Raw genomic sequence first — 23,177 nt, 5'->3', positions numbered from 1 at the left:
TAGAAAAGGTATCTTTGCAAATTCAAAATATAACTATGAGCTTTATAGAGATAGGTGTTTCAAAAGAAATAAATAAAGGATTGCAAGAATTAGGGATAATTAATCCTACTAAAATACAAATGGCTGCAATCCCCGTATTATCTGTAGAGAATATAGATTTTGTTGGACAAGCACAAACAGGCACTGGGAAAACTGCTGCTTTTGGATTACCAATATTGGCGAAGGTAGATCCTAATAAAGACCATATTCAAGCTTTAGTACTAGCACCAACCCGGGAGCTTGGACAACAAATTGCAAAACAGTTATTTAAATTCACAAAGTATTCAGAAAATGTTTTTACTGAAGCTGTCTATGGTGGTGAAAAGATCGATATTCAAATTTCAAGATTAAAAAGGCCTACCCAAATTGTAGTGGCAACTCCGGGAAGGTTGATTGATCTTTTAAAGAGAAAAGCATTGGATATTTCTAAAATCCATACGCTGGTATTAGATGAAGCGGACGAAATGTTAAGCATGGGGTTCAAAGATGACCTTACTAAAATCCTTTCCAAGACAAAAGGAGAAAGAAACGTGTGGTTATTTTCGGCTACGATACCAAAAGAGCTTAATGAGATCATAGAAAATTATGTTTCAAAAGATGCTCTTAGGGTCTCTGTAGATAAAAATGACTCTATAAATACAGGAATTTCACATCACTATGTAACTGGGGACGATAATAACAAGCTGGATACTTTGGCATCTTTCTTAAGGTCTCAAGGAAAACAGAGAGGTATTATTTTCACAAAGACCAAGGCTGCAGCAAAAATTCTTGCAAAGCAATTGTTGGCCAAGAACCACGAAGTTGGTTTGTTGGAAGGCGATATGCTTCAAAAAGACAGGGAAAAGGCAATGAGGGCTTTTAAAAACAAGAGTTTGCGCCTTTTAGTATCTACAGATGTTGCTGCAAGGGGAATAGATGTGGATAATCTCGCTTTCGTGGTACATTACCAACTACCAGATCAAACCGAATATTATACACATAGGAGTGGACGAACAGCCAGAGCAGGAAACACAGGTATTTCGTTAGTTTTGGTTAATCCAAAAGAAACCAGAAGGATTTATGAATTAGAAAAAGAACTCAGTATAAAATTCACCAAGGTCAAATAATTGAACTTCAATTTAGAAGCTTCTGTACTTAGCCGAAAGGAACATATAAACGGCATAGCCTACGAAACCTGTGGATATCATCCCTAACTGGAAAGAACCCCAAGTTGAAGTTTCTATAAAACCAAATACATCTGAAGTGGTTTTAATTTCATCTAGGTTCGCAGTGAAAGATGCCTTCAATGCAAAAAAACCGATAATTAAAAATATAATTGCACGGGAAGTCATTCCCATGTAGGCACTGTTCTTTATAATTTTTCTTTTCCTCTCATCGGTCATAGATTCAAAATCGAATTTTCTTATAAAGTTCGTTTTAAAGATTCGCGTTATTTGGTAGATTCCCCTTCCTGCAAAAAGGAGGCCTATGCCTGCCAAGATCCAAAGCCCTTTTTCGGTTGTTAATATGCTGGAATGCTTCATGCTGGATGAGCCCGATTTCCCTCCGGCTGTTAAAATTGCCAGCCCTGCTAAACCTACATAACTTACTCCACTAATAAATAGGGCAAAACGCTGTCCTCTGTTTTTGCTTTTCCCCTTCTTTCCTTGAGGATCCACTATGGCTTGTGCAAAGCGCCATATGGCATAGCATAGAAGCCCAAAAGCCAAAACTATTAGTAGAGTGCTACCTAAATCTTGTTTTTTAATGAAATCCAGTACTTCTTCTTTCCCCGCTTTTTCCCCACCTATATTTATCGCCGCCATGAAAGTTAACAAACCGGTTATGGTATAAATAACTCCCTTCGCAACATATCCTGTACGGGCGATGTTTCTTAGCGCGCTCATAAAAAAGCAAATAGACTAGAAATCATATAATTAGCATCAAATATAAGTTATTAAACCATTTCAAATATTACCAAAGCATAGGCATAAAATCTAATAAACCTTAGAAGTCCATACATAAGATAGCTCATAAACGGGAATCTAATAATTCCGGCAGCAATACTCGTCATGGCAAAAGGAATAGGAAGCAAGGCTCCAACAATAATTAAAAAACCACCCCATTTTCGGGTGTTTTTAATATGTTTCGCCATATTGGTTTCAATTTGTTTATGTACAACTGGAATTTTAGTGATTCCAACTCCTATAAAGTAGGAGACAATTCCACCCAAATAAGATGCGGCAGCCAATAAAGATAAATAAAATATGGGGAATTCAGATTTTCCTGCCCAAGCAATAAACAGCTCTGGAGGAATAATCCCAAGTAAAGATTCTGAAGCAAAAAACACACCAAGGATACCAATTGGAGAATAGGTTTCGGTAACTGTTACCAGTAATTTATTAAGGTCCAGAACAAAATAATCCAAGGCAAAAATGGCAGCGATAAAAAGGACTATTGGAATAATTGCCTTTTTCACACTTTTGGCTACGAACTTATAAAAACCGGTATAACTATAATATTGATGAAGTAAACGCGCTCGCGATTTCTTTTTAGATTTCGCTTCCTTTTTCATTCATTGTTAATTTGGTTATGGATATGAAAACGCTATTATTAAAGCAATTCCAATACTTTTATAGTAATATTCAATTAATTCTCATCTGCGTATGCTGTTAATGCATTACTGTATTCACGTAGATCGATCACATTGTTTTTTATTGAAGTATCGTGCATCAATGATAAAAGATAATCTAAGCTTTCTTGCGGAGTAGATTCAATAGCTGTAATTTCATTCTCGTTCTCATCCAAAGGTTCATCTTCTGGAATGGGAATTTCAAAAGAATTTGTGGCTTTTACATGTTCATAGGTCAAGCGGATCACTTTTGCCAAAAGTGGATCTTCTTCTTCGATTGCAAAAGGCCTTAACTGTTTTAGATCCTCTACAAGCGTGTTAATAATTAATCCGTTACGCATTAAATCGTGTTGAATTTTATCTATTAATTTCTGAGCTTTTGGATTTTTCAACTTATATATTTTTATGTTACTGTCAAATACTGAAACCCTATATCAGCTCATTTTATAGGCTTTTTAAGGGTGATCGCAAAGTTAGTGCTTTAAAGTTTTTTTGAAACCATTTTGGCTAATATTTATAAAAGATTTTAGTTGCTCATTTAAAGCCTTCATTTATAGGGAAAAATGCTTATACCCTTTAAGAATTAACAATTAATTAGTCTCTAAAATTTTTAGCAACAGTCGATCTTTAGTAGTTTTAAGCTGATTAAAAAAACATACGAAATGAAAAAAAATATAGGTAAGGTTGCTTTAATAACAGGAGGCAGTAAAGGAATAGGATATGGTGTTGCGGAGTCTTTAATAAAGCACGGGATGAAGGTCGCTATTACAAGTAGAAGTTTGGATTCCGCTGAAAAAGCAGCCGAGGAGTTGAAAAAAATCGGTAATGGAGAGGTCTTAGCTGTAGAAGCTGATGTTAGGGATTTTAAAAGTCAAGAAAAAGCAGTGAAAAAAGTGATAGACACTTGGGGACAACTTGATGTTTTGGTAGCCAATGCGGGAGTTGGTCATTTCGCGCCAATAGATGAATTGAGTATAGAAGATTGGCAGACAACAATAGACACTAACCTAACCGGCGTTTTTTATAGTATGAAATCATGTATAGAAAGCTTAAAAAAATCTGAAGGTTATATTATTACAATTTCAAGTTTGGCTGGGACAAATTTCTTTGCCGGGGGAACGGCTTATAATGCAAGTAAATTTGGAGTCACAGGATTTACTCAAGCTGCCATGTTGGATCTTAGGAAACATGGAATAAAAGTAAGTACAATAATGCCTGGATCTGTAGCCACTCATTTTAATAATCATGAGCCAAGTAAAGAAGATGAATGGAAAATTCAAAAAGAGGATATTGGGGAATTAGTTGTAGACCTGTTAAAAATGAACCCAAGAAGTTTGCCTAGTAAAATCGAAGTCCGTCCCTCGAGGCCTGCAAAATCTTGATTTTAATTTTATTTTGAATTGCGATAAGAGTAATTCAAGAAATTATTTATGCATAAAAATGCCTCCAGAGTTTAACTCTTGTGTCATTTTTTGCTGCCCATTAGTGGGATGCTCCAAAGATGTAATGCTGAATCGTTATAATTAAAGAACTAAAAAACATCATAATTATTTGATATTTAGTAATTTGAACACTCATCGAGGGTTTAATTTCCCGAGGCCTACATCGATATAGCTGCTTTTTGTATACGTTGTTGTGTTTTCGTGCTTTTCGCAAACTTGCTAGCGTTGGCAAAGATATACTCTTTTGCAATTTTTGGCTTATGTGGTGGATGAAGCGAATTGCAAATATGTATGGCTTTTAGCGTTGGCTTTCGTTCTGCTTGTATTTTTCCTTATAATAACTTAATTCGTTATAAACTCCATCGTCTAAAATTCGCCAATATTTCCATCCGTTTATACTGGTTTTCGTTATTGCTCTTCCAGCTCCACTAGGAAATGGAAAAGTTTTTATTTTATTATCGATTTCAAATGTTATTGCGCCTTCTTTATCTAGAGTGCCAATAATTTCATTATTCGGTGATGAATAAACCTTAGTTCCGATTTTAATAATTCCAGCATTTATAATCATTTTTAACGTTATGTCTGGTATTTCTTCGTAAGCCATATTCTAGTCTTTTACTGCAAAACGAATTCGATACAATTGCTTTAAAGAATTTTTAATAGGTTCATAATATTCTGAAATACCATATATTCCCATTAAAGCATTTTCAAAAGCGATTCTGTCTGCTGATTCTAATTCCTGTTCAAGTGGCAATCTGTTTCTTTGCATCATAGGTCTAAACAATTCAACAATTTGTAACTTTTGTTCATCGGTCAAAATATTTGGATTCAAAATTTTAAAATCTCTTTCGAATTTGGTTGCTCTTAAATCTAATGCTCCTAAACCACGACCAAAACCAAAACTTTCAATCAAAAATAGACTTACAGTACTATTTAGAAGTGCTAAGTATAATGTTTTATTTTCTTGTAGATACTCGTCTTTTACTGAAAAACCTATCATTCTTTGGTCGATAAACGAGCGGTTTTCAAATTTGGCAATGAACAGACTCTTGTCATAATTTACATTTGCTACAAAGTCAGCCATATTTTCGGTTGACATTTCATACCAATACATATTTGGTTTTGCCAATACTTCAGGTAAAGGTCTATTAGTTCCATTTCGTTGGTTTTCAAATGAATTAATCCAAGCTATCGCTCCATTATGTCCTAAGTTTTCTAATTCTTCAATACTTCTAGAACAGCAAAAAGCTTCTGCATTTGAAACGCATTCTAGATTTGTAGTGCCTCTCAAATGCTTAAGGACTGGCTTGATATATTCTTGCTCGATATTGTGCCCTGACGCAGGATAAAACATAGGATTCCATCCACGTCTTTCTCCTCGTGTGAAATGGAAAATATCGCTTGTATTGATAAATCTATCTTTAACATTAGCAACCCAACTTAGATTAGAAAAATAACCTGACCAAGGAATCCCAAAATCTTCAAAAGAATTTATTTGTGCAACAGAATATCTATTGATGGTTAGATTTTCAGATTCTGTATTGACAATTATGTTATCGCTCAATGTCTTTATGTCATCAATTTCCTCTAGTTCTTCTTTTAACGTACAAAATGAGATTTCACTAGCATCTGTGGTAGGTGTTTTTGGGTCTTTTTTTGAAGCAACTAATATTGTTGTTACAACATCTGCATTATTAAACCATTTTCCCTTTCCAGAGATTACTACGAAATCTATTTTGAAGAATTTTTGAAAAAGCTCTAAAAATTTTTCGCCATAATCAGTTCCCAACCAAGCATTTGATAATATAAGTCCAATTTTACCATTCTCGGATAAGAATTGATGAAGATAAAAAGGGATGTATGCAAAAATATCGCTTTTGCCACTTAATGTTTCTGTTGTCTCAGCTTCTTCTTTTATCCAATCGTTAATATCCACTATATGTGGATTCAAAACTTTCATTTCCTTACTCTTAATGAATGGTAAATTGGAAACAACATAATCTACTATTGGGAATTCCTTTTCTACTATTTCTCCATTATTTGGATTTTGAAACTCTATTGTATCTCCTTGGTTTAGTTCAATTACATTAGAACCAAAAACGTTGACTATTCTTCCAATATTTGAAGGTTTAGCCATTGACAATGTCGAAAGTTGAATAGGAAACGAATGTTTGTCCGAAGCCCAAATGGTATCAAGAATATCATTCGAATTTATTTCATATTCTTCTTTTAATTCATAGGCTTGTTTTATAATTGTACCTGTTCCGCAACAAGGGTCAATTACTATTTTTGTTTTGTCATCAATAGTTAGGCGAGTTAATAAATCTGCTAATTTATTAGGTGTAGAAAATTGACCTGCAACCTTTCTTTTGGCTGTTGTAATTGTACTCTGAAGTAATTGATGAAGAATTTCGATTTCAATAGCTTCAATATTTACAGTAGAAAGGAAGTGATTTAGTTCTGTCAGTTCGTTCCAAGCTGTTTCCGAAATAAATTGCTGTCCAAGGTTTGGACTGAAAATATTCCAGAAATTACATTTTTGGGAAATAGATGTTAGTATTTCAATTGCATCAACTATAGAAGTTGAACGTTCAATGTTCTCAATTTCTTTAGCTTCGATAAAATGCTTTTTTAATATATGAGCAAAAATTATTTTGAAAACCCAATCTGTTAAAACTACCATCGCCAAAGTAGGTAGTTTATGTTCAGTTTGACTTGAAGTAAAGCCATATTCATTTGAAGATGAATTCCACCAAAGATTGATTTCTGCATCTAATAGGCGAGTAGTTCTCGCTTTGGCTTTTAGTGTTTCTGCTGTATTGGTTGTATTCTCTAATACAACATCAATTACTTCATCAATTGATAATATTTCTTGTGAAGTGACTTCTGAAATTTCCCCAGATTCAAAAAAGCCATTTAAGTCGGCAAGAATTTCAAACAATAAATCTTTCCAGAGTTGTTCGTTAGGTTTTACTTCAAGACGAGAATTTATATTTATGTCATTCCAACTTTTGTGAATTTCAAAGTTATCGCCATTTCTAATATGTAAAACAGCGCTTTTTACATTCCATAAAAGAAAACTATCTCTTTTTAATATTTTCGCCTTTTTTATTGCGTTGCTTATAAGTTCTGCATCATTTATTTGAGTGTCAGGCATTTTTAACTCCCAACCTTGCACAATTATATCTTTAGTAAGGTCTTTAAATAATAATACATCAGGAAATAGACTTTTCTTGTTATTACTTATAGTACTTTCTCCTCCAGCTCCTTTAAAATGCCAGCTCTTATTTGCTAAGAAAACCTCGATTGAACTAATAACATCAATAGCCCAACTTCTTTCGTTATACGTAACTTTCGCCATTGAGAACTTTGGTTTTATAATTTAGAGTATGATACTTAGCGATTGGTTCATTGAATAATCTCAAGGTAGATTTTTCTACTTCTTTCCTTTTTAAAGTTTCTTGTATTCTATCAGTACACACTTGGATGTAATCTACTTCATTTACTTTATGAAGTAAAACATCTTCATTTTTTTCTATACCAATAAATTGTCTGTTTTCAAGAATGGCAGAAAGCAAGAAACTACCACTTCCACAGGCATTATCAAGAATGACATCTCCAGGCTTGGTAAAAGTTCTAATTAAATATCTACCTAACTCGATTGGTTTTTGAGTTGGATGATAGACTGTTCCTTCAGATTCAGCTGTTTTAACATAGACAAAATCTTCAATAGATTGTTCTTTATATGCAATCACATCTGTTGGATATCTGTTTCCATTACTTTTTACGTGATTTGATTTAAAGTCTCCGTAACTACCTGTGAGCTGGTCTTTTCGGAATCCTTTGTCATAAGCTTCTCCTTCTGTCATTTGAGGATTGTATTTTGGTTGTTTTTTGTAAAAAACGCAAATATCTTCGTGTTTTCTCAACGGTTGTTTTTTAGCATTCAAGAAATTTGTTGCTTTAGATTTTATCCAAACAATTTTATACTTGAAATGCTTTTCATTGCTCAATATTAGTTTTGCAGTAAAAACACCCTGGGAAGTAAGTACAATTGCTCCGTTGTCTTTAATTATTCTATAATATTCAGTCCAAAGTTTATCAAGGTCTATAACTGAATCCCATTTATTTTGAGTTGTTCCATAAGGTAAATCGCATAAAATCATATCTATGCTCTTACTTGGAATTTCCTTCATTTCTTCGAGGCAATCGCCTTGAATTACTTTGTTTAGGTATTTGTTTATACTGTTTGGCATATTTTAAAGTTTAAGACTTTCTTGTTTAGCATTAATCTGACGTAGGTATTTAACTTTTTTTTCCGCAACAATAAGTGCGTCTGTCGAAGAACTACTTTCATAAAGTTTTTTAGCAAATAGGTCACCAAAAAATTCTGTTTTTAATTCTTCTAAATCCAAATTAAAAACTTGGGCAAGTAGAGTTAAACGTTTTTCGTCGAAATCTCTTTTTCCGTTTTCAATTTTACTCAAATTTGCAGAATCCAAATCAAGTTTTGCTCCGAGTTGGGTTAAAGTAAGTTCATTTTTTGTCCGTAAATGCCTTATGTATTCTCCGAAAGATTGTTTCATTTGACTTGAATATTTAGACTTGTCAGTATTTGACAAATATAATAAATATTTTTTGATTTCCAATTCGGATGGTGGCGGGAAAAGGCAAGCTATTTTTATTTTGTGAGGCACGAGCAAAATGAAATGTGCTTGACTGTGTGGTGGCTTTTCAGTATGAAACACAACTCATTTTAAATTGAGAACGAATGCTTGGATGCGCAACCCTCTGATTTTTTTATAAACTCTCACTCTGAAATTAATTTTTTGGAAACCGGTTATGCCGATATTTTTCTCACAGATAGTATTTGGAGAGGATCGTATACAATGATCAATAAAAATATAATACTCAGCTTACAAAATAGCCCAGAAGTTCCAGAAGGAACTTTGGTCCTTCAGTTTATAAATGCTTCCAAACTAAAAAAGGCAGACGATAAAACTATTTGGAATAAAATGAAAGGAACAGCAATTTGGGATTAATACACTTTTAAAAATTAAGAACTCCTGAACCTTGAATTAATAAGCTTCAGGAGTGCTTAATTTATATTTTAACAATCATTTTACCACTGTTCTTGCCTTTAAATAGATCCAAAAAGGCTTGTGGCGTTTGTTCAAAACCTTCAACTATAGTTTCGGAATATGTGATTTTATCTTCTTGTAACCAAGCAGCTAATTGATTTATTGCAGGTCCAAATTCTTTTATATAATCCCTTACGGTAAAGCCTTGCATCAATACACTTTTCTTAATTAATGTGCCTTCAAGCCTTGGCCCCATTGGAGTTTCTGTGGCATTATAAAGAGAGATGGCACCGCAATTAATGACCCTCCCAAATTTATTGATATTCTCTAATGCTGCATCCAGGATTTCCCCTCCCACATTGTCAAAATAAACATCCACTCCTTGCGGGCATGCTTTTTTTATACTTTCCCCTATATTCCCTGTCGTTTTGTAATTGATGGCTTCATCAAATCCAAAATCATTTTTAAGCTTTTGGATTTTTTCATCCGTTCCAGCAATTCCAACCACTCTACAGCCTTTTATTTTCCCAATTTGCCCCACAATACTACCAACAGCTCCTGCAGCTCCAGAAACCAGTAAGGTTTCTCCTTCTTTTAATTTGCCTATTTTTTCCAATCCTACATATGCAGTAATCCCGGTTAAGCCCAATATTCCTAGATATGCAGATAATGGTGCTGTATTGGGATCTACCTTGTTTAGACCTGCAACTTGACTAACTTGAAACTCTTTCCATTGAAGCATGCCATTAACAAAATCCCCTTCCTTGAAATTTGGATTTTTTGAAGAGATAACTTCAGCGATAATCCCAGATTCTATAGGTTCATTAACTTTAAATGGCTCGATATACGATTCTCCACTGCGCATTCTTCCCCTTAAATAGGGATCTACAGAAATATATTTACTTTTCAATAACACCTCTCCCTCGTCGGGACTTGGTTTATTTTCTTCCTTAAATTCAAAATCGTTGAGGCTAGGTGTTCCGGAAGGTCGGTTCTTTAGATATATTGTTTTGTTCATTATTTCAATTTATAAGATTAATGCCATTAATGCTTTTAAATAGCTCTTTGTAAAATTATTGAATTTTATTTCCCTCATGGTGCTCTGGGCTATAATTCGAGGGAATTTCAGAAAAGTTTAACGCTCGTCACAGCTTTTGCCGTTACCTTTGCATTTCAAGATGTAAACTAGAATTTGAAGTACCCGAAGTTTAATTTTAATGAGTCCTATAAGGAATCTATATTTTTCTTAAAAAGCACCGACTTTACTAAGGCTATAATTCTTGCCTTTGGAATCATAGTCCCTATTGCGGTAGGTGTATATGTAGGGTACTTTGAGGTAGGCCTTGCCTTGGCACTTGGGGCCTTGCTAAGTTCTCCAAGTGATGTCACCGGTAGTTTTCGAAATAAGAATTTCGGTATCCTTTTATCTGCTTTATTTGCCGTTTTTGCTAGTTTGATCGGCGGGTTTTTAAATCCTTCAGCTTGGCTGACAATTCCTGTATTGGGAATTATCATGTTTATATTTTCTTATTTTTCTGTATATGGTTTTAGGGCCTCTTTAATAAGTTTTTCAGGATTATTTGCACTCGTACTTAGTTTTGCCAATATTTCGGACGTGCTGGAATTTTATGAACGTGCATTTTTTATTGGTTTGGGCGGAATTTGGTACTTGTTTTTAACGGTGATCTGGCATAGGATCAACCCCAAGGCACAAACCGAACAATTTTTATCGCAAGGTTTGGATCTCATTTCCCAGTACCTAGACGTTCGAGGGAACTTATTGGATGCTAGCTCCAACAGGTTAGCGCTGCAGAAAAAAATGTTGGAGCTTCAGGCAGATCTAAATGGGAATCATGAAACCTTGCGGGACATACTAATTTCTTCTCGTAAATCATCTGGAAGCTCAAATTATGAGCGTAAACGATTGCTAATATTTATTCATCTCATAGATATTTTGGAACTAGCGATGGCCAATCCGGTAGATTATGAAAAAATGGATGAGATCCTTTCCAAGCATCCATATAAAATGCAATTATTTCAAACCTTAACTTTTGAAATGGCAGCTAGGATGCGGCATATTTCTGAATCTTTATTACAATCCAAGGGATTAAATAATAATAATACACTCGAAGAATGTCTCCAAAAAATCAGGAAACATATTGAAGATGTAGCCCCTGCCGAAGAAAAAGGATCCCTTGAGAGCTCAATTTTGCTGAAGAATTTATATGTTTATCAATATAGGCAAGTAGAAAAGATCCGTAAGGTCGAGCACATCTTAAGTAACAAAGATTTTAAGGATTTGAGCTTTGTGAAAAATATAGATGTCCAACGCTTTATATCCCATCAGGAATATGACCTCAATATTTTAAGTGAAAATTTCAGCTTAAAGTCAGCAATTTTTAAACATTCGTTAAGGCTTGCCCTTGTTGTAATGGTAGGTTTTACTGTGGGAGCCTATTTTTCTTTACAAAATGCCTATTGGATCCTGCTTACCATTGTAGTGATAATGCGCCCAAATTATGGGCTTACCAGGCAACGATCCAAACAGCGTATTTTAGGTACGTTAATAGGTGGGGCAATAGCCGCTGGTATTGTTCTATTAATTCAGGACACTACAGTATATGCCATTTTAGCAATACTTAGTTTGATAATGGCCTTTTCTATGGTTCAAAGAAATTACAAAACTTCTGCGACCTTTATTACTTTGAGTGTGGTTTTTATTTATGCCCTTTTAAAACCAGATATACTTAATGTAATTCAATATAGAATAATAGATACTATAATTGGGGCCGGGTTAGCGGCTTTAGGAAATGCCATACTTTGGCCATCGTGGGAATATTTCAGTATTAATTCTGTAATAGGGGAGAGTTTGAAGGCAAATAAAGAATATTTGTTTGCTATACAAAAGTATTATCAAGAGAAAGGTGCCGTTCCTACAACTTATAAATTGGCTAGAAAAGCTGCTTTTTTAGCAAGTGGTAATTTAAATACAGCGTTCCAACGAATGACCCAGGAACCAAAATCCAAACAATTGCATTTGGATAAATTCTATGAAGTAGTGGTCCTAAACCATACATTTTTATCCTCTTTAGCGTCTTTGGGAACCTATATACAAAACCACCCAACAACAGAGGCTTCCATTTATTTTAATAGTTATGTAGATGGAATTTTACATAATTTAAAGGTTGCAAATGGCCTTATTTCTGAAAAGTCCTATGCTAAAATTCTAGATTCCAACAATAGGATTGAAGCGCAGCATTATTTTGAACATCGTATTGAATCTTTAAATAAACTCACTGAAATTGAAGAGGGCTATAAGGTATCAACAGTTAAAGGGGGGACAGATGAATTACAAGAAGTACAGCTACTTTCTTCACAACTAAAATGGTTACATGCCTTGAGCGAAAAAATAATAAAAAAGATCTGTATATCCGTTTAATGTCCACTCGCTGTAATGCTTGCTATTACTAACCTATCGAATAACTTATCTCCAAAATACCTCCGATTAAGCTTGTATACAAACTCATTGAGGTATAATTGCAGATATTTTTTCTTGATCTTATGATAGGTTCCCACAAAATTCCTTTTGGCATTGCTTATAGCTATATGTACCCATTTTAGGGTTTCTTTGGTGGTCTTTTCACTTGATTTTTCAGTAATATGTAGCTCTACGTAATCTGCGATATCAACGTAGGATGTGCTCTGGTCGGAAAAGATGATAATGTGTTCATCAGCAATTGCGCTTTTGAGCATATTGCTGGTTTGACCGGCCTCATGGTTGTCAAGGACTTTTGCCTTAAAATACCTGCAATGCCGCTCCACTTTCCCTGTTTTTATATCTTCCAAGACAGTGCTCTCGGCCAGAACCATAACGTTGGATTTGGTCTTGCTGCCACGACCGGCCTTTTGGGTTTGGTGATCGTTTTGGCTTGCCTCAATGGTGAAATAACCTTCATCCATCTCGATCATCCCCTCCAACGTATAGCGGTCATCTCGCTGCCCCATGGCTTTGCGTAACTTGTGCACCATTGCCCAAACCGGCTCATAGCGCTTTAGGCCCAGCTGCCGCTGTATTTCCTTGCTGGAAAAACCTTTCTTTGTCGTGCTCAAAAGAAAGATGGTCTTATACCAGCTCATAAAAGATAATTTGGAGCTTTCCATAATTGTTCCACTTCGCAAGGACATCCTCGCCTTACAGGATTTGCACTGATAACTCCATTTGTTTTTGAGCCAATAATGATCTATTGACCCACAGCGATGACAGACAACTCCTTCCTTATCACGTTGCTCCTTGAAATGTAGGCGGCAGCTCTCCTCATCAGTAAAATGAACTCCGAAAGAAAATATATTCATATCCAATCAATTTAAATTCAATCAAATATAGGAATATTTCCACTAATTAGGAATGTTTACGGATATACAGAAAAAAGATCACCAAAATTGATTTTCCAAAAGATTAGAATTAAAACAATAAATTAATTTTTATATACAAAAAGCCACCTTTTAAAGGTGGCTTCCAAAATCTCAACCTAACTAGCGTTTAGGTTGTTGAGTTTTCTTTTGATCCTGTTTTTTTTGGTCTGATTTTTTAGGATCTTGTTTTTGATTCCCTTTTTGAGGATTCTGTGATTGTGCCATAATAATATATTTATTTGGTTAATATGCTAATTTACAGATTTTTGAAAAGTTATATTTTGCTATTAATATAATTTTAACGGCAGGGAGATGTTAAATTTTTGAGATATTATATGAGATGGAAACTTCCAAGTTGTTCCCTTATCTATATCTAGGAAATCCATAACTTTGAAGAAATAAGAGCGTATTTTTAGACGGCTTTAAAGGCCCGCTCAAGGAATTGTGTTATGATGAATAAAAGTGAGATTATCAATAAAATTCAAGAGCAAAAAAAATTGCCTAATTTAAGATATGTTATCCGTGAAAAAACGGAAGCATTCATTCATAAATTGTTTTATACGCTGTTTGATGGGGATACTCCTGTAGAAAGCAACTTAGCAGTTTTAGAAAATGACTTTCAGGAATTGGCAGACTTGGTTTGCTGGGAGCCAAACAGGTCTTGTAAAGAAATATGGGAATCTTATTTGCAAAAGCTACCTGAAATTCTTGAAAAACTCAATAGCGATGCCAATGCTATTATGTTGCATGACCCTGCGGCAAATTCCATTGAGGAAGTATATTTGGCATACCCTGGGTTCTTCGCTATTGCTATTTACAGGTTAAGCCATGAGTTTCAAAAATTTGGATTGCCCTTGGTTCCAAGATTAATGTCTGAATGTGCCCATAAAATAACCGGAACCGATATCAATCCTGGAGCACATATTGGAGTTCCTTTCTTTATAGATCATGCTACGGGTGTTGTAATAGGTGAAACCTGCGTTATTAAAAATAATGTGAAAGTCTACCAAGGAGTTACCTTAGGTGCTCTTTCGGTAAACAGGAAATTAAGGAATATAAAGCGTCACCCAACAATAGAAGAAAATGTGACCATCTATGCAAATGCAACAATTTTAGGAGGAGATACGATCATTGGAGCAAATAGTATTATTGGAGGAAATGTGTGGTTGACCGCTTCGGTTCCCTCAAATTCCATGGTTACTCATAATCCTCAAATCAAAATTAAAAACTCGGTAAAAAATGAATAATTCATTATTAGGCTTAATAGGCAATACGCCATTGGTTAAGACGGAAACCTTGATCAAAAACCCTAAGGTCAGTCTTTTTTTAAAATTGGAGGGACAAAATCCAGGCGGTAGTGTAAAGGATCGTGCCGCTTATAATATGATAAAAAGTGCTTTGGATCGGGGCGATATAAATAAAAATTCTAAACTTATTGAGGCCACAAGTGGTAATACAGGAATTGCTCTAGCAATGATAGCAGGAATTTTTAAGCTGAATATAGAATTGGTTATGCCAGAGAATTCTACTATAGAGCGGGTTCAAACAATGCGGGCTTTTGGAGCAAAAGTTACCCTAACCGATGCAGATGGAGGTATAGAATACGCTAGAGACTATGCCGAAGAAAAAGTTAAGTGTGATAATTGTTTCATGATCAATCAATTTGCTAATAAGGATAATTGGAAAGCACACTATAAAACTACCGGGCCAGAAATTTGGAGAGATACCCATCATGAAATTACCCACTTTGTTTCCTCTATGGGAACTACAGGAACCATTATGGGGACTTCCACTTATTTAAAGGAACAAAGTAATACTATTCAAATAATTGGGGTGCAACCTACAGATAATTCTAGAATTCCGGGCATAAGAAAATGGCCTAAAGAATATTTGCCAAAAATTTTTGATCCTGAAAAAGTAGATCGCATATTGGAAGTGAGTGATATGGAAGCAAAAAGAATGGCACAACGCTTGGCAAAAGATGAAGGAATATTTGCGGGAATGAGTAGTGGGGGTGCCGCTAGTGCAGCGGTTAAGTTGTGTGAAGAATTAGAGGAAGGAGTGGTGGTAAGTATTGTGTGTGACCGTGGAGATCGTTATTTGTCTTCAGATCTATTTATGTAAGATTCCAAGGAACCAATTGCAGGGTGGTTCCTTGAATCTTACATTATATATATTTATAAAAGGACATCATTTTTTAACTTTTTAGGGGGTTCTTTTTAATTGTTAACAAGACCAACTAGGGTAGCGCTAGGAACAATTTTTACTGTTTTCTTTTTGCCGGCATTTTCAAGTTTGATTTTGTAGATCTCTTTGTCTATCCTATCCCTTTTTCCGCTAGCGATATATTTAGTGCCTATCGCAGTCCATCCTTGATTTTCTTGAAACAATTGATTTCTTATCGAAGAGGGTAACACAATATCTTTGAACCTTTGGCTTGTTTGTACCAACTCGCCTTCATTTGTATAGATAGCTTCTAAATACCCCTTAGTACTATTAAAAGTTACAAGATATCTATCAAATTTATCCCTGTTTACTATCGCAGATAAGAATTCTTTAAAATCAAACTTTTCTGTCATGAATCTAATTGGGTTTTGGGAAAACTCCCCTGTGTAACTTTCATTAACTACACACCTAATGGCCCCTAGATCCGAATCTACCGTGATAGCCTCAGGGCTAAAACTTAGTCTTGCTTCATCCAATTGGATAACTTCTTGTGCTTGCATTGTGGCAAAACCACATAAAACGAACAAAAATAAAATCACCTTTTTCATAATATATAGATTTATGTTAATAATGCCTTAAAGATATTGTAGTCTTATTCCTTGTACTAGTACGTAAGTAGCATTGAATATTATTTATTTGTATATCCGCTTTATGTCCTATAGTTATTTCGTCAATGATAGACCCTTAATAAAAAAATTATCTGGCGTGGGAAACGGACGTGTTTTTATATAAGCTGATGGGATGCTGAAACAAGTTCAGCATGACGACAATTCCGCATCGTCACCCTGAACTGGTTTCAGGGTCTTGGATTCACAAATAAATATAAATCCGTCAATGATAGACCCTTAATAAAAAAATTATCTGGCGTGGGAAACGGACGTGTTTTTATATAAGCTGATGGGGTACTGAAACAAGTTCAGCATGACGACAATTCCGCATCGTCACCCTGAACTGGTTTCAGGGTCTTGGATTCACAAATAAATATAAATCCGTCAATGGTAGACCCGTAATAAAAAAATTATCTAGCGTAGGCAACGGACGTGTTTTTATATAAGCTGATGGGATGCTGAAACAAGTTCAGCATGACGACAATTCCGCGTCGTCACCCTGAACTGGTTTCAGGGTCTTGGATTCACAAATAAATATAAATCCGTCAATGGTAATTTATTTCAGGGCCTCAATTTACTATATTGATGCTTAGTGTTATAAGATTCTGAACCAAGTTCAGAATGATGTTATAAATCATTTTAGGATACATTACGGATATACATTTATTTATTTAAGTTTAGGATATTATAACAGGAAAATGAGAAGAATTTCCCCTCTTTTGTTATTTTAAGATTTGTAGCTCGTATGTTTTTTATCTTCCAATAACCTTATTAGAATTTTTAAATTTTTAATTTCCATTTTTTTTCTGGAAATTTTTAGAGATCCGTTTTGCTTCAATTTTTGAAGATGTCTATTAACGACCGCTCTGGTAGACCCTATTAAATTTGCAATTTCTTTATTGGGAAGATCATTTATAAGTTCTAGGTTTTTTGAATTTTGGTTTACATTTTTTAACAAGAGGTTTAGCAATCTTGTGAAAATATCTGAAAAGGTAATATCCGAAACAAAATTTTCCAGTACGCGCAATTGTTTTCCTGCATACATGAGAATTTTTTGATAATGCTCGGGATTGTCCTTAAACCAATTTCTTAAATCTTCCATGGGTGCCGCCAATACTTTAGCATCATCCAAGCATTCGTAATACACATTATGTTTGCAGCCATCCAATAAACAGGAGAGATCAAAAACATCGTTTTTGGTCAATAAAAACAAAGTGAGTTCTTTCCCATGAATGGCATCTACTTGATACATTTTTATTCTTCCGGAGAGTATGATATAAAAATGATAAAATAATTTTTCTTGATTGAGGATACAGGAATTTTTAGGCCAGATTTCTTCATGAAAAAGGGAGAAAAAAGATTCTGAAGATTTAGAGTTCATCTCCTGAGTTAACTCACAATCTTTTAACTGTAGCAAATATTTTCCCAACGATGTTTCTTCCTTTCCCATAATTCAGATTCCAGTAGGGGGGATGCGCTTTTGTGGAAATATTGCAATTTATTTATTAGATGGGGATTGTTGCTGGACCAAATATTGGTGCAAAGTAAAATGTTGAATTTTAAAAACTTTAAGGATAGACGTAAAAATAGTTAATAATACTATAAGTAGGAAGAAATAATTATAAAACTTAAATATGCCCAAACATTTTAGTATAACCTAAAAATCTGCTATTTTTGCAAACTTGCTGAAATCATAAAATATGGCTGTTGAAACATTTGGACTTGAAGAAAAAAAAAATGACAAAATACTTTACGACTACCAACAGGTAGATATAGATAAGATTTTTAATGTAATAGGTGCCCACCCAAATCACTATAATTTATTATACCAGCTTCCTACCGGAGGCGGAAAAACGGTTATATTTTCTTCTATTGTAAGAGAATATATCCAACGTACCAATAAAAAGGTTTTGATATTAACTCATAGAATTGAATTATGTAAGCAGACTTCAAAAATGCTTTCCGAGTTTGGGGTTCTAAACAAGATCATTAACAGTAAAGTAAAGGAACTGCCAGATCAAGAAGACTATATGTGCTTTGTGGCAATGGTGGAGACACTTAATAATAGACTTCATGATGAAAAATTGGAAATTCAGGACATAGGACTGGTAATTATAGATGAAGCACATTATAATTCTTTCAGAAAATTATTTAAGTTTTTCGAAAAGTGTTTTATTCTAGGGGTGACTGCCACGCCATTAAGTTCTAATATTAAACTTCCCATGAAGGATAATTACAGGGAACTTATTGTGGGAGATTCCATTGGGTCATTAATTGGCAAAGGTTTTTTGGCCAAAGCAAAGGTTTTTAGTTACGATGTAGGTTTGCAATCATTAAAAGTGGGGATCAACGGGGATTATACAGTTAAATCTTCTGAAGAGCTATACTCCAATATGAGTATGCAAGAAAAACTGTTGAATGCCTATTTGGATAAATCCAGAAATAAGAAAACCCTTATTTTCAATAATGGAATTAACACCTCTAAAGAAGTCTATGAAACTTTTAGAAATGCAGGTTTCCCTATAAGGCATCTCGATAACACTACCAGTAAACAAGACAGAAAAGATATTTTAAAATGGTTTAAACATACTCCAGAGGCCATTGTTACTTCAGTTAGTATTCTAACAACTGGATTTGATGAACCTTCTGTAGAAACCATTATATTAAACCGGGCTACTAAATCCTTGACCCTTTATTTCCAAATGATAGGCCGGGGTTCCAGGATTTTAAAGAATAAATCTGAATTCAATGTAATAGATCTTGGTAATAACGTAGTGAGATTTGGACATTGGAGTGCGCCGGTAGATTGGAAACAGCTATTTAGATCCCCCGATTTCTATTTCGAGAATTTATTAAGTGACGAAGAAATTGAGCGTGAATTTAAATATATAATGCCTCCCGAGCTTAGGGAGCAGTTCCAGCAGTCTGAAATTGTAGATTTTGACATAGAAGAAGCATATGATGTCGTAATACGAAAAGGGCTTAGGTCCAAGGCTGTACTGGAGTGGTCCATGGAACAACATGTAAAAATGTGTGTAGAGAACAGTGAAGATGTTTTTGATGCGAGAATTCTTGCAAAAGAATTAAAGGACGATATTTCGTCTAGAATAAAACAATATTCCTATTGTATTAGTAAAAGTACAAAAAATTACAGGGATTGGCTGGAAGAAGACTATGCCAGAAAATTGCGTCAACAAATAAATGCTGAATTTTGATCTCAGTCTTGTGGTTTTCATTGTAATTATCTTTTTACAAAAGCTACAATACAGTCTCCAATATTTTATTTAAATGCTCCACACTTAATGGTTTGGGATGAAAATCGTTAATATGTGCAATTTTTTTAGCCTTTTCCTTGTCATCTGGATTTAGGGAGGTGGTAAGCATGACAATTAATTCTTTTCCTTTTTGTTCTTTTTCCAGTTTTTCATAAGCTTCCAAAAATTCCCATCCGTTCATCACTGGCATATTGATATCCAAAAATATAAGATCTGGTTGAGGATATTTATTATCTACTTTGGTGATTAAAAAATCTATAGCTTCTTGACCATTCCGGGCAATGGCAACTTCATTCGCACATCCAGATTTTTTAATGACCCTATTATGAATAAAATTTACTGCCTCATCATCGTCTATTAATAAAATACAATTCAATTTATTGTCCATAGTGGTTATTTTATAGTTTTTGGAATTGTAAAATGGAAGGTGCTCCCAACTTCAGCTTCAGAATTCACCCAAATCTCCCCTCCGTGCAATTCTACTATTTTTTGGCAATGGGAAAGCCCAATACCAGTGCCATCATATTCTTCCCTATTATGCAATCTTTGAAAAATCACAAATATTTTATTTTGAAATTCTTCCCGAATCCCTATGCCATTATCTGCAATATTGAACTGCCAATGGGTTCTTTTGTCTTCCGAGGAAATATGGATTTTTGGGACCTCCGCTTTCTTCTGAAATTTTATGGCATTGGTAATTAAATTTTGAAACAATAGTCTTAATTCCAAATCAAAACCTTTTATTGTGGGGAGGTCTTTATAGTAAATCTCGGCCTGTGCCTTTTCAATTTTATATTTAAGATCGGCAGATACATTATCCAATAAAATATTACAATTTACGGTTCCTACTATTCCTTTATGTCCAATCCGGGAATAATCCAACAAGCTTTTAATCAATTTGCTCATCCTGGTAGAGGCATCAGCTATGAATTTTAAATATATATTCATGTCGTTATCCAATTTACCACTATAATCTTCCTGAATAAGATCTATAAAACTTAAAACAGTTCTCAATGGTTCCTGTAGATCATGAGAGGTTATATATGAAAATTGTTCCAGTTCTTTATTTTTGGATTTAAGCTGATCTACATATTTTTTAATCTCTGTTTCCTGTTGCTTTCTTTCAGTAATATCCACGATGGAAGCTAAGATCATGTCTTGATGTTGAATTTCTATAAAACTTAGACTAATTTCTATTGGTACTTCTTCCTTGAGTTTTGTTATTCCATAAAAATCTTGGTTAATGCCCAGGGCCTCTATTTTGTTTTTGGATGAAAAAACAGTGTCTATTATGGATTTTTGTTTCAGGAATCTGGACGGAATCAATTCCTCGGCAGAATGCCCAATTAACTCATCCCTGGAATATCCAAAGAGATGTTCTGTTTGAGCATTTATTAAAGAAATTTTCTTTTGAGGATCCATTAAGATTATAGCTGCCGGAGAAGCCTCGATAACTTTTCTAATTTTTTCTTCCTGTTGTTTTATCTCCTCATTATTGCTTTCAATTAACCTAAAATTACTCCTCAAGGAAGAAGTCATAATGTTAAAGGAATCTCCTAAAGATGCTAGCTCGTCTTTTCCTTTCAGGAAGATATCGGCATCATAATCGCCTCTACTTACCTTTAAAGCTGCTTTATTTAAGGTTTTAATAGGTTTTGCAATAGACCTTATAACAACTATGGCAACTGCTATCCCAAACAGAATTCCCAGAAGTCCTGTTATAAGAATAATATTAGACAAGGATTTTAGACTTTGAACAAATTTATTTTGATAACCTTCCAATAAATTTCCAAAATCAATTTTAAGAAGTAATAGACTTGTATCCAACTGGGCATGTATTTTAGAAATATCTTCTTCTACCAAAGAAACCGCAGCTTGCATTTTATTGCTATTAGTATAATCACTCTTTAGTACTAGTAGATTATTAATCTTATTGCTTAAGTCGATTAACTCATTGGTTAATTCTATAATCACAGGTGCTTTTAAAGCGACCTCGTTGTTCTCTTCTAAATTTTCAGATAATAGTAAAAGTTCAGTTTTTAAATAAGGGAGTTCCACCTCTAAAATCCCACTTAACCTATTCTGACTTTTTGAAGGAAAATTACTGTGATGGACTTTATTGGAAATGAGTAAAAAAACTTCATTGTTTATAGATTCAAATTTATCTAAAATGCGAAGTGCAGGAAGTACCTGCGTTTTTAGTTTTTGATAGGTCTCCGCAGCATTATTGCTAATAGTTTGATTTAGCGCGATTTCTATGCACAGGATACCAATTATGACGCCAAAGCTCAGGATTAATTTAGTGCGTATTTTCATGATTAGGTTTGGGGCGGGTTTTTAGCGTTTTATCTTCTTAAGCTTACCATCAGATTCTACTTTATATAATGAAAAATAAATCCCTCTTGAGGAACCATCTTCTGTAATAGAAATATTCCCGCAAACTCCTTGATAATATCTAACCTTAAATAAACGATTTCTTAACCAATCTTCCAGAGATTCATTTTCTATTTTATCGTCATTAATCGTTTTTACTTCATTTATTACAATATTCATTGCATCATAAGCCTGCATGGGAGCCCAAATGGAAAATGGTTCTTCCCCAAATTTGTTTTTATAGTTCTTTAAAAACTCATTAGCTAAAATATAATTTCCGTCCAGAGGAGTGAAAAATGTACATTCGGTACCAATTATCGCCCCTTCGGAGTTTGAGAAAAAAACTGGATCTAATAAAGTTGTAGAACCAAAAAAAGGTGCTTCAATCCCAAGATTCCTTGCTTGTTTCATAGCAAAACCAAAATCCCTATACCCTAAAAAGACATAAGCCTGTGTTCCATCCACTTTTGCGTTCTTAAGAATTTCGGTAAAGTCGGTCTGGTTTTTATCTACTTTAATTAGTTTATTTTCAACACTGTTTGTTGTTAAGATATCTTTCATGGCATTTCCTCCAATTGTCATAAATTCATTTGGAAAATGAAGGATTAAGACTTTCTTTAAACCAAGCTCTATAATTCTAACTCCCAGGGTCTTATGTGTCTCCTCGGTAGATTTGGCAATTTTAAAAGTGTTTTTATTTAAAGAGGACAGTAATTTGTCGTTGTTTAAAGGATTTATAGCGATAACGCCATCTTCCATTATTTTCTCTTGAATTTCAGTGGTGCCATCGGTATTACTAATAAATACGATATCTATATTATGTTCTTTCCGAAGTTTCTCATAAGCAGGTAAAGCCATTGTTTTCTCCCATTTATCATCTTCAAGAAACAAGTTGATTTTGGGCTGGGATGCTGTTTTTGAGGTATTGTATTTTTCTACAGCAAGTTTCATTGCCTTTGATGGGGCGATCCCCAAATCTGTGGCACGTGCAGACAAAGGTCCTATATAGCCAATATTAATTTCATTTATTTCAGTTTTATTGCAACTAGTAAAAATCGCTATAAAACTCAATAGTAATAAAACCGGTGCTTTCTTAAAAATCATAATTA

The 23,177-nt window shown here is 34.3% G+C and carries 21 protein-coding genes; 7 read left to right on the top strand and 14 right to left on the bottom strand.

What is annotated here, in order from left to right; translation table 11 throughout:
• Nucleotides 1-35: 35 nt before the first annotated feature.
• Nucleotides 36-1,145 (top strand): DEAD/DEAH box helicase, encoded by a 1,110-nt coding sequence (locus JM83_RS17325; RefSeq protein WP_144963344.1) that lies wholly within the window; start codon nt 36-38, stop codon nt 1,143-1,145.
• A 12-nt stretch (nt 1,146-1,157) separates the two neighbouring features.
• Here JM83_RS17325 and JM83_RS17320 read toward each other — a convergent pair whose 3' ends face one another.
• The 3 genes from JM83_RS17320 to JM83_RS17310 all read right to left on the bottom strand — a co-directional run bounded on the left by JM83_RS17320 (nt 1,158) and on the right by JM83_RS17310 (nt 3,042).
• Entirely contained in the window at nt 1,158-1,925 is a 768-nt protein-coding gene (locus JM83_RS17320; protein ID WP_144963343.1) for a DUF1206 domain-containing protein, read from the bottom strand.
• A gap of 50 nt (nt 1,926-1,975) precedes the next feature.
• On the bottom strand, nt 1,976-2,593 hold the full coding sequence (locus JM83_RS17315; protein WP_144963342.1) for a YqaA family protein: 618 nt from the start codon (nt 2,591-2,593) through the stop codon (nt 1,976-1,978).
• Between the two features lie 74 nt (nt 2,594-2,667).
• The gene (locus tag JM83_RS17310) at nt 2,668-3,042 is read right to left on the bottom strand and encodes a hypothetical protein (protein ID WP_144963341.1); all 375 of its coding nucleotides are present in this window, start codon (nt 3,040-3,042) and stop codon (nt 2,668-2,670) included.
• Between the two features lie 270 nt (nt 3,043-3,312).
• Here JM83_RS17310 and JM83_RS17305 point away from each other — a divergent pair, with 270 nt between their 5' ends.
• Complete coding sequence (locus tag JM83_RS17305; protein ID WP_144963340.1) at nt 3,313-4,032, top strand: SDR family oxidoreductase; 720 nt, start codon at nt 3,313-3,315, stop codon at nt 4,030-4,032.
• 358 nt (nt 4,033-4,390) lie between these two features.
• On the opposite strand, the gene JM83_RS17300 is transcribed toward JM83_RS17305, so the two are convergent.
• Genes JM83_RS17300 through JM83_RS17285 form a run of 4 tightly spaced genes read right to left on the bottom strand, consistent with a single transcriptional unit; the run spans nt 4,391 to nt 8,678 of the window.
• On the bottom strand, nt 4,391-4,696 hold the full coding sequence (locus tag JM83_RS17300) for a hypothetical protein (protein WP_144963339.1): 306 nt from the start codon (nt 4,694-4,696) through the stop codon (nt 4,391-4,393).
• Between the two features lie 3 nt (nt 4,697-4,699).
• On the bottom strand, nt 4,700-7,453 hold the full coding sequence (locus JM83_RS17295; RefSeq protein WP_144963338.1) for a class I SAM-dependent DNA methyltransferase: 2,754 nt from the start codon (nt 7,451-7,453) through the stop codon (nt 4,700-4,702).
• Nucleotides 7,434-8,348 carry a DNA-methyltransferase gene (locus JM83_RS17290; protein ID WP_144963337.1) on the bottom strand — a complete coding sequence of 305 codons (915 nt, stop codon included), beginning with the start codon at nt 8,346-8,348 and terminating at the stop codon, nt 7,434-7,436. Before JM83_RS17290 ends, JM83_RS17295 begins: the two co-directional genes overlap by 20 nt.
• Before the next feature lie 3 nt (nt 8,349-8,351).
• Nucleotides 8,352-8,678: a helix-turn-helix domain-containing protein gene (locus JM83_RS17285; RefSeq protein WP_144963336.1), complete on the bottom strand. Its 327-nt coding sequence runs from the start codon at nt 8,676-8,678 to the stop codon at nt 8,352-8,354.
• 243 nt (nt 8,679-8,921) lie between these two features.
• On the opposite strand from JM83_RS17285, the gene JM83_RS17280 reads away from it, so the two are divergent.
• Nucleotides 8,922-9,134, top strand: a complete 213-nt coding sequence (locus JM83_RS17280) for a hypothetical protein (RefSeq protein WP_144963335.1) — start codon at nt 8,922-8,924, stop codon at nt 9,132-9,134.
• A 61-nt stretch (nt 9,135-9,195) separates the two neighbouring features.
• On the opposite strand, the gene JM83_RS17275 is transcribed toward JM83_RS17280, so the two are convergent.
• Complete coding sequence (locus JM83_RS17275) at nt 9,196-10,191, bottom strand: NADP-dependent oxidoreductase (protein WP_144963334.1); 996 nt, start codon at nt 10,189-10,191, stop codon at nt 9,196-9,198.
• A 174-nt stretch (nt 10,192-10,365) separates the two neighbouring features.
• Between JM83_RS17275 and JM83_RS17270 the strand changes: the two genes are divergently transcribed.
• A complete protein-coding gene (locus JM83_RS17270) occupies nt 10,366-12,612 on the top strand; it encodes an FUSC family protein (RefSeq protein ID WP_186435036.1) in 2,247 nt (748 codons plus the stop codon).
• On the opposite strand, the gene JM83_RS17265 is transcribed toward JM83_RS17270, so the two are convergent.
• Nucleotides 12,609-13,526: an IS1595 family transposase gene (locus JM83_RS17265; protein ID WP_144960754.1), complete on the bottom strand. Its 918-nt coding sequence runs from the start codon at nt 13,524-13,526 to the stop codon at nt 12,609-12,611. The two genes, JM83_RS17270 and JM83_RS17265, sit on opposite strands and share 4 nt — an antisense overlap.
• A gap of 512 nt (nt 13,527-14,038) precedes the next feature.
• On the opposite strand from JM83_RS17265, the gene JM83_RS17260 reads away from it, so the two are divergent.
• A complete protein-coding gene (locus tag JM83_RS17260; RefSeq protein ID WP_144963847.1) occupies nt 14,039-14,833 on the top strand; it encodes a serine O-acetyltransferase in 795 nt (264 codons plus the stop codon).
• Entirely contained in the window at nt 14,826-15,710 is an 885-nt protein-coding gene (cysM, locus tag JM83_RS17255) for a cysteine synthase CysM (RefSeq protein WP_144963333.1), read from the top strand. The genes JM83_RS17260 and cysM overlap by 8 nt, the downstream gene beginning before the upstream one ends.
• A 95-nt stretch (nt 15,711-15,805) precedes the next feature.
• On the opposite strand, the gene JM83_RS17250 is transcribed toward cysM, so the two are convergent.
• Together JM83_RS17250 and JM83_RS17245 are read right to left on the bottom strand one after the other, a co-directional pair.
• A complete protein-coding gene (locus tag JM83_RS17250; protein ID WP_144963332.1) occupies nt 15,806-16,360 on the bottom strand; it encodes a hypothetical protein in 555 nt (184 codons plus the stop codon).
• A gap of 787 nt (nt 16,361-17,147) precedes the next feature.
• Nucleotides 17,148-17,870 carry a Crp/Fnr family transcriptional regulator gene (locus JM83_RS17245; protein ID WP_144963331.1) on the bottom strand — a complete coding sequence of 241 codons (723 nt, stop codon included), beginning with the start codon at nt 17,868-17,870 and terminating at the stop codon, nt 17,148-17,150.
• Between the two features lie 250 nt (nt 17,871-18,120).
• Here JM83_RS17245 and JM83_RS17240 point away from each other — a divergent pair, with 250 nt between their 5' ends.
• Nucleotides 18,121-19,635: a DEAD/DEAH box helicase gene (locus JM83_RS17240; protein ID WP_144963330.1), complete on the top strand. Its 1,515-nt coding sequence runs from the start codon at nt 18,121-18,123 to the stop codon at nt 19,633-19,635.
• A 43-nt stretch (nt 19,636-19,678) separates the two neighbouring features.
• Here the strand turns inward: JM83_RS17240 and JM83_RS17235 are convergent, their stop codons facing one another.
• The 3 genes from JM83_RS17235 to JM83_RS17225 are packed head-to-tail and all read right to left on the bottom strand — an operon-like array spanning nt 19,679 to nt 23,172.
• Nucleotides 19,679-20,083, bottom strand: coding sequence for a response regulator (locus JM83_RS17235; RefSeq protein WP_144963329.1), 405 nt, complete (start codon nt 20,081-20,083; stop codon nt 19,679-19,681).
• A 5-nt stretch (nt 20,084-20,088) separates the two neighbouring features.
• Nucleotides 20,089-22,011 (bottom strand): sensor histidine kinase, encoded by a 1,923-nt coding sequence (locus JM83_RS17230; protein ID WP_144963328.1) that lies wholly within the window; start codon nt 22,009-22,011, stop codon nt 20,089-20,091.
• A gap of 21 nt (nt 22,012-22,032) precedes the next feature.
• Entirely contained in the window at nt 22,033-23,172 is a 1,140-nt protein-coding gene (locus JM83_RS17225) for an ABC transporter substrate-binding protein (RefSeq protein ID WP_144963327.1), read from the bottom strand.
• Nucleotides 23,173-23,177 lie beyond the last annotated feature (5 nt).

The sequence above is a fragment of the Gillisia sp. Hel_I_86 genome (assembly GCF_007827275.1).
Classification (GTDB): domain Bacteria; phylum Bacteroidota; class Bacteroidia; order Flavobacteriales; family Flavobacteriaceae; genus Gillisia.
Note: the sequence above shows the minus strand (reverse complement) of the source record. Positions and strands in the feature narration are given on the sequence as shown.